At 65.0% G+C, this 16036-nt stretch carries 17 protein-coding genes; 11 read left to right on the forward strand and 6 right to left on the reverse strand.

What is annotated here, in order from left to right:
* The first annotated feature begins 6 nt into the window (after nt 1-6).
* Nucleotides 7-768 carry an ABC transporter permease gene (locus P9236_RS23745; RefSeq protein WP_278077119.1) on the forward strand — a complete coding sequence of 254 codons (762 nt, stop codon included), beginning with the start codon at nt 7-9 and terminating at the stop codon, nt 766-768.
* 252 nt (nt 769-1020) lie between these two features.
* Here P9236_RS23745 and P9236_RS23750 read toward each other — a convergent pair whose 3' ends face one another.
* Entirely contained in the window at nt 1021-2058 is a 1038-nt protein-coding gene (locus P9236_RS23750) for a phosphatidylglycerol lysyltransferase domain-containing protein (protein WP_278077029.1), read from the reverse strand.
* 218 nt (nt 2059-2276) lie between these two features.
* On the opposite strand from P9236_RS23750, the gene P9236_RS23755 reads away from it, so the two are divergent.
* Nucleotides 2277-2765: a MarR family transcriptional regulator gene (locus P9236_RS23755; protein ID WP_278077030.1), complete on the forward strand. Its 489-nt coding sequence runs from the start codon at nt 2277-2279 to the stop codon at nt 2763-2765.
* Nucleotides 2762-3442, forward strand: coding sequence for a GNAT family N-acetyltransferase (locus tag P9236_RS23760; RefSeq protein ID WP_278077031.1), 681 nt, complete (start codon nt 2762-2764; stop codon nt 3440-3442). The genes P9236_RS23755 and P9236_RS23760 overlap by 4 nt, the downstream gene beginning before the upstream one ends.
* 89 nt (nt 3443-3531) lie before the next feature.
* On the opposite strand, the gene P9236_RS23765 is transcribed toward P9236_RS23760, so the two are convergent.
* Complete coding sequence (locus tag P9236_RS23765) at nt 3532-5529, reverse strand: PhoX family phosphatase (protein ID WP_278077032.1); 1998 nt, start codon at nt 5527-5529, stop codon at nt 3532-3534.
* Between the two features lie 347 nt (nt 5530-5876).
* On the opposite strand from P9236_RS23765, the gene P9236_RS23770 reads away from it, so the two are divergent.
* The 3 genes from P9236_RS23770 (at nt 5877) to P9236_RS23780 (ending at nt 7396) form a co-directional block, all read left to right on the forward strand.
* Nucleotides 5877-6215 (forward strand): hypothetical protein, encoded by a 339-nt coding sequence (locus tag P9236_RS23770; RefSeq protein WP_278077120.1) that lies wholly within the window; start codon nt 5877-5879, stop codon nt 6213-6215.
* Nucleotides 6216-6335: 120 nt separating this feature from the next.
* Nucleotides 6336-7037 (forward strand): phosphatase PAP2 family protein, encoded by a 702-nt coding sequence (locus tag P9236_RS23775; RefSeq protein ID WP_278077033.1) that lies wholly within the window; start codon nt 6336-6338, stop codon nt 7035-7037.
* An 89-nt stretch (nt 7038-7126) separates the two neighbouring features.
* Nucleotides 7127-7396 carry a helix-turn-helix domain-containing protein gene (locus P9236_RS23780; RefSeq protein ID WP_278077034.1) on the forward strand — a complete coding sequence of 90 codons (270 nt, stop codon included), beginning with the start codon at nt 7127-7129 and terminating at the stop codon, nt 7394-7396.
* Nucleotides 7397-7428: 32 nt separating this feature from the next.
* Here the strand turns inward: P9236_RS23780 and P9236_RS23785 are convergent, their stop codons facing one another.
* Nucleotides 7429-8553, reverse strand: coding sequence for a hypothetical protein (locus P9236_RS23785; protein WP_278077035.1), 1125 nt, complete (start codon nt 8551-8553; stop codon nt 7429-7431).
* A 113-nt stretch (nt 8554-8666) separates the two neighbouring features.
* Here P9236_RS23785 and P9236_RS23790 point away from each other — a divergent pair, with 113 nt between their 5' ends.
* Nucleotides 8667-9452: a helix-turn-helix transcriptional regulator gene (locus tag P9236_RS23790; protein ID WP_278077036.1), complete on the forward strand. Its 786-nt coding sequence runs from the start codon at nt 8667-8669 to the stop codon at nt 9450-9452.
* A 187-nt stretch (nt 9453-9639) separates the two neighbouring features.
* On the opposite strand, the gene P9236_RS23795 is transcribed toward P9236_RS23790, so the two are convergent.
* A complete protein-coding gene (locus P9236_RS23795) occupies nt 9640-10572 on the reverse strand; it encodes a CHAD domain-containing protein (RefSeq protein WP_278077037.1) in 933 nt (310 codons plus the stop codon).
* Entirely contained in the window at nt 10569-11042 is a 474-nt protein-coding gene (locus P9236_RS23800) for a CYTH domain-containing protein (RefSeq protein WP_278077038.1), read from the reverse strand. The genes P9236_RS23795 and P9236_RS23800 overlap by 4 nt, the downstream gene beginning before the upstream one ends.
* A 92-nt stretch (nt 11043-11134) precedes the next feature.
* Here P9236_RS23800 and P9236_RS23805 point away from each other — a divergent pair, with 92 nt between their 5' ends.
* From P9236_RS23805 to P9236_RS23820, 4 genes are read left to right on the forward strand one after another with little or no spacing between them, the layout of a single operon-like run.
* The gene (locus tag P9236_RS23805; protein ID WP_278077039.1) at nt 11135-11836 is read left to right on the forward strand and encodes a CerR family C-terminal domain-containing protein; all 702 of its coding nucleotides are present in this window, start codon (nt 11135-11137) and stop codon (nt 11834-11836) included.
* Complete coding sequence (locus P9236_RS23810) at nt 11833-12786, forward strand: HlyD family efflux transporter periplasmic adaptor subunit (protein ID WP_278077040.1); 954 nt, start codon at nt 11833-11835, stop codon at nt 12784-12786. Before P9236_RS23805 ends, P9236_RS23810 begins: the two co-directional genes overlap by 4 nt.
* Nucleotides 12783-13703 carry an ABC transporter ATP-binding protein gene (locus P9236_RS23815; RefSeq protein ID WP_278077041.1) on the forward strand — a complete coding sequence of 307 codons (921 nt, stop codon included), beginning with the start codon at nt 12783-12785 and terminating at the stop codon, nt 13701-13703. Before P9236_RS23810 ends, P9236_RS23815 begins: the two co-directional genes overlap by 4 nt.
* Complete coding sequence (locus tag P9236_RS23820) at nt 13700-14848, forward strand: ABC transporter permease (RefSeq protein WP_347405204.1); 1149 nt, start codon at nt 13700-13702, stop codon at nt 14846-14848. Before P9236_RS23815 ends, P9236_RS23820 begins: the two co-directional genes overlap by 4 nt.
* Nucleotides 14849-14917: 69 nt before the next feature.
* On the opposite strand, the gene P9236_RS23825 is transcribed toward P9236_RS23820, so the two are convergent.
* Nucleotides 14918-15895 carry a threonine/serine dehydratase gene (locus P9236_RS23825; protein WP_278077042.1) on the reverse strand — a complete coding sequence of 326 codons (978 nt, stop codon included), beginning with the start codon at nt 15893-15895 and terminating at the stop codon, nt 14918-14920.
* Between the last annotated feature and the right edge of the window lie 141 nt (nt 15896-16036).

The following is a 16036-nucleotide window of genomic DNA, read 5'->3' on the forward strand; positions in this document are numbered from 1 at the left end:
TCAGCCATGAATTTTCGTGCGGTGTGGGCGATCTACCGGGTGGAGATGGCGCGTGCGTTCCGCACGGTGCTGCAGAGCATCATCTCGCCGGTGATCTCGACGTCGCTTTATTTCGTCGTCTTCGGCTCGGCGATCGGCTCGCGCATCAACGAGATAGACGGCATCAGCTACGGCGCCTTCATCGTGCCGGGCCTGATGATGCTGTCGCTTCTGACGCAGTCGATCTCGAACGCGTCCTTCGCCATCTACTTCCCGAAATTCGTCGGCTCGATCTACGAGCTGCTGTCGGCGCCGGTGTCCTATCTCGAGATCATCATCGCCTATGTCGGGGGCGCCGCCACCAAATCGATCATGCTCGGGCTGATCATCCTGGGCACCGCGGCGCTGTTCGTGCCGCTGAGGATCGAGCATCCGTTGTGGATGATCGCTTTCCTGGTGCTGACGGCGGTGACCTTCAGCCTGTTCGGTTTCATCATCGGCATCTGGGCGAAGACCTTCGAGCAGCTGCAGCTGGTGCCGCTTCTGATCGTCACGCCGCTCACCTTCCTCGGCGGCAGCTTCTACTCGATCCATATGCTGCCCGGCATCTGGAAGACGATCACGCTGTTCAACCCGGTCGTCTACCTGATCAGCGGGTTCCGCTGGAGTTTTTACGGCAAGGCGGACGTCTCGGTCGGCGTCAGCCTCGGCATGACGCTGGTGTTCCTGGCGGTCTGCATCGCGATCGTCGCGTGGATCTTCAGGACGGGGTACCGGTTGAGGAATTGACGGGCCCGACGTTCATCGTCACTGTGGTTTCAGAAAATCCGAAACGCTGGCGGGACAGCACCCCCCTTTGCCCTGCCGGGCATCTCCCCGCAAGGGGGAGATTGAACGCTCAGCCGGTTTCGCCAATCTCCAACGTTGGAGGAATGGCGGAGCACCAGAACTGCCAATCTCCCCCCTTGCGGGGGAGATGGCCGGCAGGCCAGAGGTGGGTGTGACGGATCACGGCGCCGGCTATCTTTTTTAATCGCCCCGCTAAATCGCCTTGATCAGGCGCAAAAGCCCCAGCATCTCCATCAGCGTGCCCTTGCGGAAGGCGATGTAGGTCGGCTCCTCCTGCCCGTGGAAGCGGCGCTTGAAGGCGGCCTGGCCCTGCAGGTTGAAGCGCGAGCGGTTGACCCAGGGCGACTCGTAGGCGCGCTGGAAGGCGCCGCGCCAGAAGCTCGATTCGGCAAAGCCGCTCGGCTCGACGTCGAGCAGCGGCGAGAGGCCGAGCGTGACGACCGAGATGCCCTCCTCGCGAAAGCGGTCGACGGCGAATTTGGTCAGGCCGATCTCGGCATGCGGCGTGGCGTCGACCTGCTTGCGCTTGAAGGCGGTGGTGTAGCCGATGACCTTGCCGTCGCTGAACAGCGGATCGAAATCCAGGATGGCGACGAGCTCGCCTCCGGGACCATGCAGGACGAAGCGGCGCATGTCGGCGCCGAGATGATCGGCGAAGGGCCGGTTGAGGAAGCCCATCTCCCAGCGCTTGACGATGCGCTCGCCGCGCCAGTTCTCGGAAAGCCGCGACACCTCGTCGAGGAGCATGTTTTTCCTGTCCTCGGCGAAGGTGAAGCCCTTCTTCGCCAGCCAGCGCTCCGAATAGCGCACGGTCTCGTTGCGCTTGCCGGAAAAATCATGCGCCGGCAGCTGCAGCCTGGTGTCGACGCCCAGCCGATTGACCTGATAGCCGAGCCCGGCCAGCACCTTTGCCGTGGCGGCGCTTATCTGCACGAACCAGGGGCCGCCGGCGGCCTCGACGAAACGCTTGATGTAGCCGGGCCGTTCCGCCGGGTCGACCACCGGATCGCCAAGCGCGAAATGGTGCTTCATCTTGGTGCCGAAGGCGATGTAGCCGTCGCCGTCACTGAAATAGGACAGTTTCTGCTGCACGGCGGTGGAATAGGCGAGCGAGAAGTCGCCATGCCGCCGCACCAGCGCCAGCCGCTCGAGATGCGTCAGCTCCCGCTTCGGCACCTTGGGCGCCGCGCCTTCGAGAAACCTGTCGATATGGATGCGCAGGGAGGGCATGAGCTTCCGCGTGCCGATGAACAGAGACCCGCAGCCCACGGGCCTCGAATCAGTCGCCTTGGCGCGACCGACTGTCGGTCATGTCGCGCCAGCGCCATATAGGATGCTATGGGCGGCGAATGAAGAGGAAATGTCCGAAGGCTGCACGGTGCCGAGCAGCTTGACTTTCCATGCGTTGTTATATAACTAGTTATCGTTTATTTCGAATGAGCTCGGCCATGGAAGACATATTGCGATCCCTCGGCTTTCTGTGCCTGGGCAGCAGGCTGAAGCGCATCGGCGAGCAATTGCAGGCCGATACGCAGCGCGTGCTGGATCAACTGGATGTGCGGATCCAGTCGAGCCAGTACCCCCTGCTCGCGGCGCTCGACAGACTGGGGCCACTGCCGGTCGGCGAGCTGGCGCAATCGCTCGGCGTCGCACAACCGGGTGTCACGCGTGCCGCGTCGCTGCTCACCGAGCTAGGCCTGGTCGAGGTCACGCAATCGAACGACGACCAGCGGCGCAGGATCGTCTCCCTCTCGGCAAGCGGCCGGCGGCTGGTCGATACCGCGAAGCGCGATGTCTGGCCGCGCATCGAGGGTGCGGTCGCGGAATTGTGCGCGGACCTCTCCGGGCCGCTGCTTGGCCAGCTCGCCGCCATCGAGGATCGGCTGGCCGCGACCTCGCTCGACCGCCGCGCGAAAAAGCCGGAGTCTGCGCGATGAAACACGTTCTCGACCGTCCCATCTGGAGCGCGCTTGCGACGCGCCACCAGGCCTTCGCGGAAGGCGACGGCCTCGCCCGGCGGTACCGGCCGTCGATCGTTCCTTTCGCTGCCACCGCGACGGACGACGAAGAAAGCCTGCGGGCTCTGGCCAGGCTGCTGCCGCCGCTTCAAAGCTCGATCGTGGTTCAGACCGATCCGATCGCCCTGCCTGCGGAAGTTTCCGCGGTCTCGACAGCGACCCTGGTGCAGATGACCGCCGAGCGGCCGACGCAGGCCGTGTCCGACGAACGGGTGCAACCACTGACACCCGACGATGCGGCCGAGATGCTCGCTCTGGCCTCGCTCACCAAACCCGGCCCGTTCACGCTGGAGGCTCTGAGCCTCGGCGAGTTCTGGGGCGTGAAGATCGACGGCAGGCTTGCGGCAATGGCCGGCGAGCGCATGAAGCAGCCCGGCCATTGCGAGCTCAGCGGCGTGTGCACGCATCCCGATTTCCGTGGCGGTGGCCTTGCCAGACTGCTGTCGCTGTTCGTGGCAAGCCGGATCATGGCGCGGGGCGAGGTTCCCTATCTCCACGCCTATGACAGCAACGCACTGGCCGTCGGCCTCTATGAGTCCATCGGCTTCCGCTTGAGAACCACCGTGAACATGGCCGTGGTTCGACGCGCTGGGTAGCTGGGGTTGCGGATGCCCCTCGTCGACGTCGGGGAGGCCTCAGCCAATCCCCAACGTCTGCGACGATGCCGCGTTCCAGATCGCACCAATCAGACGCCGATCTTGCCGCCGCCCTGCCTGGTGATGGCGACGACCGCCGGGCGCACCGGCATGTCCCGCTTGAAGTCCGGCCAGCGCGTCGACGGGTCCTCGTAGTAGGATGGGCGGCCGAAGCCTTCCCAGTCCTCGCCGCCGTCGCCCGGATGCTGCACCGAGACGAAGGCAGTCTGGTCGTCCGGCGCGAAGAGCGGGCCACACATTTCGGCGCCGATCGGCACGCGGAAGAACAGTTTTGAGGTCGCCCGCGCGGCACCTTCCGTATCGACCGCCCACAGGCCGTCGGTGCGGCCGGTGGCCTTCGGGCCCTGGCCGTCGGTGGCGACCCAGAGCCGGCCGGCCGAGTCGACGGCACAGTTGTCCGGCATGCCGAACCAGCCATGGGCTGTGGTCGCAGTCGAAAAGGTGGCGCCGACATCGGCAACGGAAGGATCGCCGCATTTCAGCAGCACTTCCCACCTGCCATTGGCGGCGGCGAAATCGCCGCCGTCCTCGACGATCTCGATGATGTGACCGAAGGCGTTCTCGGCGCGTGGGTTGGCGGCGTCGACCTGATCGGCCTTGCGCTTGGAATTGTTGGTCAGCATGACATAGACCTTGCCGTTGCCGGCATTGGGCTGGATGTCCTCCGGCCGGTCCATCTTGGTGGCGCCGAGCAGATCGGCGGCGCGCCGCGTCTCGATGAGAACGTCGGCCTGGGAGGCAAAGCCGTTCTCCGCCGTCAGCGGCGCCTTCCCGAACACGATCGGCATCCATTCGACCGAGCCGTCCTCGGCGAATTTGGCGACATGGAGCGTGCCGTCGTCGAGCAGGTTCATGTTTGCCGCGAGGTCATCGGGATTGAACTTACCAGTGGTGACGAATTTGTAGACATAGTCGAAGCGCTCGTCGTCGCCGAGGTAGAAGACGACGCGGCCGTCCTTGGCGACGATCGATTCGGCGCCCTCATGCTTGAAGCGGCCCATGGCGGTGCGCTTCCTCGGCACCGAATTCGGATCGTTGACGTCGACCTCGACGATCCAGCCGAAACGGTTGGGCTCGTTCGGCTCCTTGGCGAGGTTGAAGCGGTCGTAATGCGCGCCCCATTCGTAAGCGCCTTCCGGGATGCCGAGCCGCTTGTAGTTGGCGGCTTCCTTGTGGCCTTCCGGCAGCTCGCCCGAGAAATAGCCGTGGATGTTCTCCTCGGCCATCACATAGGTGCCCCAGGGCGTGACGCCGCCGGCGCAGTTGTTGACGGTGCCGATGACCTTGGTGCCGGACGGGTCGGCATTGGTCTTGACGCGGTCATGGCCAGCGACCGGGCCGGAAAGCAGCATCTGCGTGTTGGAGGTGATGCGGCGGTTGAGCTTGCCGTCGCGCACCACCTGCCATTTGCCGCCTTCCTTGCGGATCTCGACGATGGTGCCGCCATGGGCGGCCATCTCGACATCGACCTGCTCCTTCGAGAGCGCCGCGACCTCCGCAGCCTTCTTGCCGTCCTTCTCGACGATCTTGACGATGCCCGGGAACATCAGATGCGGGTTGGTGTATTCGTGGTTGACGACCAGAAGGCCATGCTCGGCCGAGCCGTCGATCGGGATATAGCCGATGTAATCGTTGTTGTAGCCGAACTGCCTGGCCTGGGCCCCGGCCGACTGCTTCAGCGGGTCGAAGTCCGGCGAATCGGCGAACAGCGGATCGCCCCAGCGCAACAACACGTCGGCGTCATAGCCCGGCGCGACATGGTGCTTGTCGTCGATACCGGCCTCGAGCTCGTCGAACTTGAAGGCCGAGGCCCCGGCGGCGCGCGCCTCGTCGGCCGCGACCAGCGCCAGCGGGCTGACGGCGGCGGCGATCGCCGAGACGGCCAGCGAACCCTTCAGGAAACCGCGGCGCGAGAAGCGAGCGGCAATGATCTCGCCCATGGTGCGGTTGTCGCTGGGATTGACGGGCGGGCCGTCATTCTCCTCGAGCTGGCTGGTGCGGAAGCGGGTTTCAGGGGATTGGGTCATGGCTGTCCTCTGGCTTCTTGAGGGTGGCTGGAACTGCGACCTGTCGATCCCTAAAGGTGCCCGATCACATTTTCGTGACATCGGCGTGATTAAACAAGACTGATTTGCCGGCTGATGATTTCTCAACTCGCTCGGCCGACATTGCATGTCGATCGCGACCAAGGACATTTTGGTTACGATTCGCCGAAGAGTCGCCGCGCGGGCGCCGACGGCGACAGCGGAGCGCATTCGGCTTCGATCCCGTAGGAGAGCGTCTGCCGGACGCGTTCAGCTTGACGGCTTCTCGTGCTTCGGAAACAACAACGGCAGCGGGCGCACGCAGGCCGCTTCGAGAGGGAATGAAAACCGTGAGTTTCTGGGGATTGGCGCAGCTTGGCGTTTCGACCGTGATCTTCCTGCTGGCGGCAACCGCGGCCAAGCAATGGGGGCTGGCGCCGAGCCTGGCCAAGATCATTTTGACGCTCGCGCTCTATTCGGCCGGCAATCTGATCATGCTGCGGCTGATCCGCGAATTCGGCATGTCGGTGTCGTTCAGCCTGTCGGCGGTGATCCAGTTGGTGTCGGTGAATGTCGTGGCGCTGGTCTTCTTCGGCGAACGATTGAATGCATTGCAAGCCACTGGCGTCGTGCTGGCGATCGCGGCCGTCGCTCTGATCACGCTCGGGCCCTATATGCAGCGGCTGTAGCCGGACCTAGAGCGTTTCACCGTTTCACGGAAACGGCGAACCGCTCTATCTCTTTGTTTTGACGCAATTCCGGACGGAAAACCGTTACACACTTTTCCTGGAATTGCTCTAAGGCCCCCGATGAAATCGACCGCCAACGCGCTGCTCAACCGGATAGAATTCCCGATGCTTCTGGCCGGGCTGGTGATCGCTGGCGGGCTATGGGGCCTGGTGGAACTCATGGAGGTGGCGCGCTCCACCAGCCCGCACGCCTTCGACACGGAAATCCTGCTCGCCGTCCGCCATGCCGGCCAACCGGACAGTCCGATCGGTCCGCCCTGGCTGCAAGGCGCGATGCGAGACATCACCGCGCTCGGCAGCACCACCGTGCTGGTGCTGATCACGACCGCGGCGATCGGCTACTTCCTGCTCATCCGCCGACCGGGGACGGCACTCTTCGTGTTCGTTTCGGTGGCCGGCGGGCAGGCGGTATCCAGTCTGCTCAAGCATGAGGTCGACCGGCCGCGGCCCGATCTCGTCTCGCACCTGGTCAACGAGACCTCGCTATCCTTTCCCAGCGGCCACGCGATGCTGTCTGCGGTCACCTATCTCACACTGGGCTCGCTCGCCGCGCGGTTCCTGCCGAACCGCAGGACGAAGATCTTCGTGCTCGGCCTCGCCGTGCTCACCACGGTGCTGGTCGGCACCAGCCGCGTCTATCTCGGCGTGCATTGGCCGTCGGACGTGCTCGCCGGCTGGTGCGCCGGCTTCGCTTGGGCCATGCTGTGCTGGCTTGCGGCCCGGGTGCTGCAGCGGCGCAATGTGGTGGCGGACAGCGAGTGATCCCCCGTCGATCCTTGGAATGATGCCTTAGACATTGGAATGTTTATACTGTACATCGACATTGCATGTTTTGACATGGATGCAGGTCGATGATGACTGCCGCACAGATGCGCGCTGCGAGGGCATTGGCCGGTATCGACCAGCGAACGCGCGCCGAGCGCGCCGGGGTTTCGCTTCCGACAATACAGCGCATGGAAGCGAGCGATGGCGTCGTCAGGGGCGTCGTCGACTCGCTGATGAAGTTCATCCAGGCGCTCGACGACATCGGTGTCGAGTTGATCGGCGAGAACCGGGCGAGCGAGCGCGGCGGCCGGGGCGTTCGCCTCAAGTCCACCGTGGCGCAGACCCAGCAAGGCTGAGCCGCGGCCGCCATCGAGCCAACCACGGATCATCAAACAGCCGCTTCGATCGGCTCGGCAAGTTTCGGGTTTGCGCGCGCAACGATCAGGCAGCCGGGGACGATCAGGCATGCCCCCGTCTCGCCGGGTTTCGCCAATCTCCAACGTTGCAGGACGAGCGAGGCGCCGAAGCTGCCAATCTCCCCCCTTGTGGGGGAGATGTCCGGCAGGACAGAGGGGGGCGCGAAGGAACGCGGCGCTCCAGTACCTTCTTGATCGTCGCACCCAAGGTCTCTGCTCATGCCCTGGCCCTGGCAGTAGCGCGCCTGGCTCAATCCAGCGACAGCGCTGCAACCTCGCCTTCGCCCATCAGCGGCACGAAGATGTGCTTGCCGTCCGTGCCAATGTCGGCGCTGCCCGGCTTGAACTGCGCTACCGCCGTCGGCCTTGTAGCTGTAGAGCGTGCCGGTCATGTAGGCGGTGGCGTAGATAGTGTCTCGGATGGCGACGACTCCGTCGAGGTCGGCGAAATTCTGCGCGCCGGGCAAAGCCGTCACTTTCCTGCTCGACAAATCAACCGCCAGCAGGCCGCCGGGCTCCACGGTGCTGAAGTCGGGCTTGATGCCCTTGCCCCAGGACGCGACGATCAATCTCTCGCCATCGGCGAACACGCCGTTCGGCGCGGCGAGCAGCGCATCCTTGACGAACAGCTCCGGCTTGTCGCCATCGATGCGGTAGATCGTGTCAGCCAGCATGTCCGTGACATAGACCTTGCCCGAGGCATCGGCCGTCATGTCGTTGAGGAAAACCGCCCCTGGCACATCGATGGTCGAGACCAGCTTGCCGCTGGCGAGATCGACGATGCGGACCTTGGTGATGTCGGCGGCGTAAAGCTTGCCGCCCGCGATCGCCATGCCCTTGGGCGCGTCCATGCCGCCCACCCAGTGCCCGGCGATGACCTTGCCGTCCATCGACAGCAGCGACAAATAGCCGTTGCCGTCCGCTTTGCCTGGATCGCCGACGATGTTGGACACGACGATCCGCTCGTTGGCGGCATCGACCAGCGCCGATTCCGGCTGCTCGAAGCCGCCGGCGCGCCAGATCTCGCCGGCCTGGGCGGCGGGAGCCGTTGCGATGCCGGCGACGGCAAGAAAGAACGAAGCGATGAGTGTCTTCATGATTGCTCTCCCGTTGTGATGACGGAGAGCTAGGTTTTTCGATACTTTTCCGAAAGGCGGTTCGAGCCTAGTATCGAAGATCGATACGAATTCACGCAAACGAGGTGCATTCCATGAACGGTCCGATCTTTGAGGCTCTGAAACGAACGCTGAAGGCCAAGGGCCTGACCTACCGGACGCTGGCCGAACGCATGGGTGTTTCCGAGCCGACGGTGAAGCGCATCTTCCATGAGCGGAACTGCAAGCTCGACCGGCTGATGGAGATCTGCGCCGCGGCGGAGGTGGAGCTGGAGAACGTGCTGGGGTCGATGAACCGCGGGCCGGGACCCGCCAACCGCGTCGCGCCGGAGATCGAGCGCAGGCTGGCCGCGCGGCCGGCGCTGCTCTTCGTCTTCATCATGCTCACCGAGAAATTCACGCCCGAAGGCATCATGCGCTCGCAGGGCCTCAGCGAAGCCTCGATGTTCCTCTATCTGCGCGATCTGGAAGAGCTCGGGCTGGTGGCGCTCGGGCGCGGCCTCTCTGCAAGATTGCTGGTCGAGACGCCGATCCAGTGGGATTTCGAGGGGCCGCTGAAGCCGCATTTCGAGACGACCAACAAGAACTTCATCGGCTGGGCGATCGGCCATATGGAACGGCAGGCGACCTTCGTCAGTTTCTCGCGGCGCGTGCGGCCGGAAACGGCCGAGATGGTGCGGCGAGAGGCGGAGGACCTGGCCGAGCGCGCAAGGCTGCTTGCCCACCATGACCAGCACACCACGCCGGAAGATCAGCTCGTCGGCTACAAATGGACCTTTGCCTTCGGCGCGACGCCGTTTCCGGCGATCATGCCGATCGGGCCGCATCCACGCGATGCGGGGGCAAAGGCGGCGAAGGAGAAACGGGCGCTGCCGGCGTAGCTCCCCTTCTCCCCTTGTGGGAGAAGGTGGATCGGCGCGCAGCGCCGAGACGGATGAGGGGTGTTCCAGCTTGGCCGAAGCGCTCGTCCAAAGCCGCAATCGCCAACGCCTCATTCCCTGGAACACCCCTCATCCGTCGCCTTCGGCGACACCTTCTCCCACAAGGGGAGAAGGAGAGGCGCCGCGCCTAAGCCGCTTTTGCCTCTTCATGCGGCGGCGCGAGATCGTCGCGCGCCTTGCGCGCGAGCTTCTTGGCCGAGCGCTTGGGGCTGTCGCCGAACAGATCGGCGGCATCGGCAAGGCAGGCCTTGCCGAGGCTCTTTTCCGAGCGCTTCAGGAGCTTGCGCAGAAGCTTGGTGTCTTCGGCCGGGCCGAGCGGCTCGCCCTCGGCGGCAAGCAGCGCGCGCATGACGAAGACGTCATGCAGTTCGCCGAGCAATTCGCCGAGCTTGTCGACCGCCTTGCGGCGCGCCTTGATCGGCGTCGGCCACAGGCGCCCCAGCAGCGACAGATGCATCGAGTGCGTCTTGGCCGCTTTGCGCAGATCGTGAAAATCATCGGCCTCGCCGCGCGCGCCGGCCTTGTCCAGCGCCTTTTTCGCGCGCCGCAAGGTGGCGCGGGCGCCCTCGGCCAGTATGTCGGCCGCCTGCTCCGGCTGGTCTGGCAGGGACAGCCTGTCGATGCGCTCCAGCCCCTCGCGGCAAGCAGCGACCGCCGCGTTTATGGCGGCGTCGAGACCAGGGCCGGCATGGAGCTCATGCTGACGCAACACCAGCCGCTCGCGTACAGCGTCGAGGCCGCCGCCGGCGGTCTGCTCCGGAAAGGCTGAGGCCAGGCGGTCGATCGTCTCGATCAGGGCGGTCGCCTCGCGCGGACCGGCAAGCAGCGCCGATACTTGCTTATAACATTCGTTTTCAGTCTGGGAGAACGATTCGTCTCCGGAACGAACCAGGCGCAACAAGGCCCGCACGCTCTTCAGCCGCTTGCGGCACTTGTGCAGCCCCTGCTCCGGCTTGTCGCGCGCCGTCTCGAGATGGCCGAGCGCCTTGCCGATCTCGTCGGCCAATATGCGCCTGACCTCGCCGGTCAGCGGCAAGCGCGGATCGATGCGAAAGCTCATGCGGCGATCTCCGGAATCCCCCCGAGGGCCAGCGATGCGTTGTAAAACCGCGACTCGCCGGTGACCTCGCGGCCGAGCCAGTCGGGCAGCATTTCGTCAGGTACGTCCTCCGGCGTCTCCAACTCCGCGACCACCAGCCCCGAGAGCACTCCGCCGAATACATCGACTTCATAGAGATAGCCGCGGTGTCTAACATGGTGGCGTGTCTTCTCGATGACACGCCCGATAGCGAACGCCATCATCTCCTCGGCCTCGTGGAGAGGGATCGCATATTCGAACTCGTCGCGCTCGCGCGCCCTGTCGCCGAACTTCAGCGTCAGCTCGGCGGAGCGTCCGTCGCTGATGCGGATGCGCACCGTACGGCCGGGCTGCGCGGCGACGTAGAATTGGCGAATGCGGATATCCGCCTCGACCAGGCTGCGCCAGGCGGGATCAGAGACCAGGAACTTGCGCTCGACTTCCTTGCCCATGGCCGCGCACTAAAGCGTGTGGGCGCCGACATGGCAAGGCCGAGTCGGGAAACAATTTGACTTTAATCAATCGATTGATTAAAACGATCGGCATGAACAAGCAACCGGACGCCAAGCGGCCGCCACGCGAGACCTCTGCCGCCGATCAAACGCGCGCGGCGCTCGTGCGCGCGGCGCTCAAACTGTTCGGGCGACAAGGCTTCGACGGCACCTCGACGCGCGAGATCGCAGCCGAGGCGAAGGCCAATATCGGCTCCATCGCCTATCATTTCGGCGGCAAGGAGGGCCTGCGCGCCGCCGCTGCCGACTTCATCGTCGAGACCATCCAGGGGATCGCCGGCCAGGCGCTCGGGGCCCAGGCGGCCGCCCCTACAAACCCGGAAGCGGCGCGGGCGCAGCTCTTCGCCGCGCTGGAGCGGATGGTCGGCTTTATCGTGGCAAGCCCCCAGGCCGGCGAGATCGTACAATTCGTACTGCGCGAGCTCTCGCACCCGACGGCTGCGCTCGACCGCATCTATGCCGGCGTGTTCGAACCGACGCACCGCCGCCTTTGTGGGATCTGGGAGCAGGCCACCGGCGAACCGGCCGAGAGCGAGGCCACTAAGCTCACCGTGTTCACCATGATCGGGCAAGTCATCTATTTCCGCATCGGCGGCGAGGCGGTGCTGCGCAGGATGGGCTGGCGTGAGATCGGCAACAAGGAGGCCGCCAAAGTGGTGGCGGTCGCGACCGACAACCTCAGGGCAATGCTGGCGGCACGCGACGCGGCTGCCGGCAAGAAGGGCAAATCATGAGTTTTCTCTGTTCGCTGCCGCTCGCGGCCCAGCTGTTCGGCGCCTGCGCGCCGGCCGCACCGCTCGCCGTCGGCTATGTCGAAGGCGAATATGTGTTGATGGCACCGATCGAGGTGGCCCAGGTGGCGACGGTCGGCGTCAAGCGCGGAGACCGGGTGACGCCAGGCATGCCGGTGGCGACGCTGGAGGATGCCGACGCCAAGATCGCCGTAGCGCAGGCTGAGGCCGCGCTTGCGCAGGCCGAGGCGCAGCTCGCCGACCTGCAGGTGGGCAAGCGGCCGGAAGAGATCGCCGTGCTCAAGGCGCAGGTCGACATGGCGAAGGCGCAGGCCGCCGACGCCAAACGCAAATATGACCGCGCCAGCGACCTCTACAAACGCGGCACCGGCACGCAGGCCGATTACGACACCGCTTCGGCTTCGCTGGAAACCGCTAATGCGCAGGTCGGCCAGGCCGAAGCCAACCTCGCCGTCGGCGGCCTGCCGGGGCGCGCCGAGACGATCAAGGCGGCCGAAAACCAGGTCAAGCAGGCGCAGTCGGAATTGGGGCAGGCCAAGTGGCGCCTGTCCAAGCGCGTGCTGGCGGCGCCGTCGTCCGGCCGCATCGACGACGTGATCCGCAATCCCGGCGACACGGCCGGACCGACCGCGCCGGTGCTTTCGATGCTGCCCGACGGCGCCGTAAAACTCAGCGTCTATGTGCCGGAGACGGCCTTCTCCTCGGTGAGGGTCGGCACGCGGCTCAGCGTGCGCTGCGACGGCTGCGGGCCGGACCTCAAGGCGCGCGTCAGCTATGTGTCGCCCGATCCGGAATTCACCCCGCCGGTGATCTACTCGCTGGAGAACCGGCAGAAGCTGGTCTATCTCGTCGAGGCGCGGCCGGAGGGCGATACCGGGCCGCTGCAGCCCGGCCAGATCGTCGACGTCGACCTAGCGGATTTGGGCAAATGAACGTCATCGACGTCCGCGGACTGGTCAAGCGCTTCGGCAACAAGACCGTCGTCGACCATGTGACGATGGCGGTGGCCGAGGGCGAGATCGTCGGCTTCCTCGGGCCGAACGGCTCCGGCAAGACGACGACCATCCGCATCATGTGCGGGCTTCTGACGCCCGACGAGGGCGAGGGCACGGTACTGGGCTTCGACATCCTCGCCGACTCGCTCAAGATCAAGCGCGAAGTCGGCTACATGACGCAGAAATTCTCGTACTACGAGGATCTGACAATCGGCGAAAATCTGGAATTCGTGGCGCGGCTCTACCAGCTGAAGCCGGTCGAGGAATATGTATCGCGGACGCTGCAGGAGCTTGGCTTGAGCACGCGCCGCAATCAGCTGGCCGGAACGCTTTCCGGCGGCTGGAAGCAGCGGCTGGCTCTGGCCGCCTGCATCATGCACAAGCCGAAGCTGCTTCTGCTCGACGAGCCGACGGCGGGCGTCGACCCGAAGGCGCGGCGCGAGTTCTGGGACGAGATCCACAGGCTGGCGAGCGGCGGGCTGACGGTGCTGGTCTCCACCCACTACATGGACGAGGCCGAGCGCTGCCACCGCATCAGCTACATCTCCTACGGCAAGCTGCTCGCCAGCGGCACGGTGGACGAGGTGGTGAGGAATGCCGGCCTGACAACCTTCGTCGTGCAGGGACCGCGGCTCGGCCGAGTGGCCGAAGCGCTCGAGGGCCGGCCGGGCGTCGACCAGGTGGCGCCGTTCGGCGCCACGCTGCATGTCGTCGGTTCCGACAAGGCGGCGCTCGAAAAGGCGCTTGCCGACGTCGAGAAGGAATACAAGGGCGTGACGGTGGCGCCGGGCGAGACCAGCCTGGAAGACGTGTTCATCCAGTTCATGGCCGGCTCGAAGGACAATATGGCATGAAAGATGGCTTGAGAGCGGTCTTTTCCTTCGCGAGGCTCGGGGCGCTCTTGATCAAGGAATTCATCCAGATGCGGCGCGACCGCATCACCTTCGCCATGATGCTGGGCGTGCCTTTGCTACAGCTCGTGCTGTTCGGCTTCGCCATCAACAATGATCCAAAGAGCCTGCCGACGGCGCTGGTGGCGATGAGCAATGATCAGTACACGCGTGCCATGGTCTCCGCCCTGCAGATGACCCGCTACTACCGTTTCGACCATGTAACCGAGAGCGCGGCCGAGGCCGAGATGCTGATAGCCAAGGGCGCCGTCTCCTTTGTCGTCACCATCCCGGCCGACTTTGCCAGGCGCGTCGAGCGCGGCGACAGTCCGCAGATCCTGATCGAGGCCGACGCGACGGATCCGGCGGCGGCTAGCGGGGCCATTTCGACGCTGGGCACGGTGGCGAGCCAGGCGCTGCTGCGCGCCCAGGGCATGCAGGCAGCGGCCGCCGAGTCGGCCAAGCAGCAGCTGCAGGTGGTGGTGCACCGACGCTACAACCCCGAAGGTATCTCGCAATACAACATCGTTCCGGGCCTGCTCGGCGTTATCCTGCAGATGACGATGGTAATGATGACGGCGATGGCGCTGACCCGGGAGACCGAGCGCGGCACCATGGAGAACCTGCTCGCCATGCCGTCCAGCCCGACCGAGATCATGCTGGGCAAGGTGCTGCCATTCCTCGTCGTCGGCGCCGTGCAGATGACGGTTGTGCTGGTGGCGGCGAAGCTTCTGTTCGGCGTTCCGTTCGTCGGCAGCCTGACGCTGCTGCTCTCCTCGGTGCTGGTCTTCGTGCTTTCGCTGGTGCTGCTCGGCTATACGATCTCGACCATGGCGCGTTCGCAGATGCAGGCGATGCAGCTTACCTTCTTCTTCTTCCTGCCGTCGCTGCTGCTCTCCGGCTTCATGTTCCCCTATCGCGGCATGCCGGGCTGGGCCCAGATTTTGGGCGAGATCTTCCCACTGACGCATTTCCTGCGCATCACCCGCGCCGTCATGCTGAAGGGCGCCGACTTCACCGCGGTAGCCGCCGAGATCGGCTGGCTGGCGGTGTTCGTGGCGGTGTTCGCAGGCGTAGCATTGGCGCGGTTCAGGAGGACGCTGGATTAAGCGTTTTTGCAGCGCACGCCCTTTTTATGCTGGCGGACAGCGGCGCTTCCGGCCCGCGCGCGGCAGAACCTACACCGCCGCTATAATCTTCGCATAGGTGCCGAAATCGACATTGCCGCCGGAAAGCACCACGACGACGCATTTGCCGGCGAGGTCGATTTCGCCGGATGAGAGCGCGGCGAGCGCGACGCAGCCACCAGGCTCGACCACCAGCTTCAGGTAGGCCATGGCGTCGCGCATCGCCTGCGCGGCGGCCTTGTCGGAGACGGCGATGGCGCCGGCGAGGTTCCGGCGGTTGATCTCGAAGGTGATGGCCCCGGGCTCGGCGGTGAGGAGCGCATCGCAGATCGAGGTATGGCCGGGTTGGTTCGAGACCCTTTCGCCTTTGGCCAGCGAACGGCGCGTGTCGTCGAAATTCTCGGGCTCGACCGCCCAGACGGCGGTGCGCGGCGAGGCGTCCTTGACGGCGACGGAGATGCCGCTCGACAGCCCGCCGCCACCGCAGGGGATGACCACCGCGTCGAGGCTGACGCCGAGCGTCTTCGCCTGCTTCATCAACTCCAGCCCGATCGTGCCCTGGCCGGCAATGATGGCCGGATCGTCGAACGGCGGCACCAGCACCATGCCCTTCTCGACATAGGGGCGGACGATGGTCATGCGGTCGTCCTTGTAGCGGTCGAACGGCACCACCTCGGCGCCCATCTTGCGGACATTGCCCACTTTCAGCGCCGGAGCGTCGGCCGGCATGGCGATGACCGCCTTGACGCCGAACATCGCGGCGGACGCCGCGACCCCTTGCGCGTGGTTGCCCGACGAGAAAGCGACGACGCCGCGACTGCGCTCCTCCTCGGTGAGCGACGACAATTTGTTATAGGCGCCGCGGATCTTGAAGGAGCCGGTGCGCTGCAGCGTCTCCGGCTTGAACAGGATGCGCCCGCCATAGCGCTCGTTGAGCTCGGGCGATTCGATGAGCGGTGTTTCCACGGCCAGGCCGGAAAGCCGCGCGGCGGCGGCCTGGATGTCGGAAATGCCGGGTAGGGTGGTCATCGTGTGTGGTCTCGCGGAGGATCGGACCCGCCCATGCTGCACGCAAACTATGCCGACGCGCCAACGAAAAAATGTGATGGAGACAATGTTGGTGATGATGACGGATGGCGAGGCGCTGATCTTCCCCCTTGCGGACCCCTT

This window comes from Mesorhizobium sp. WSM4884, from assembly GCF_029625675.1.
Taxonomy (GTDB): domain Bacteria; phylum Pseudomonadota; class Alphaproteobacteria; order Rhizobiales; family Rhizobiaceae; genus Mesorhizobium.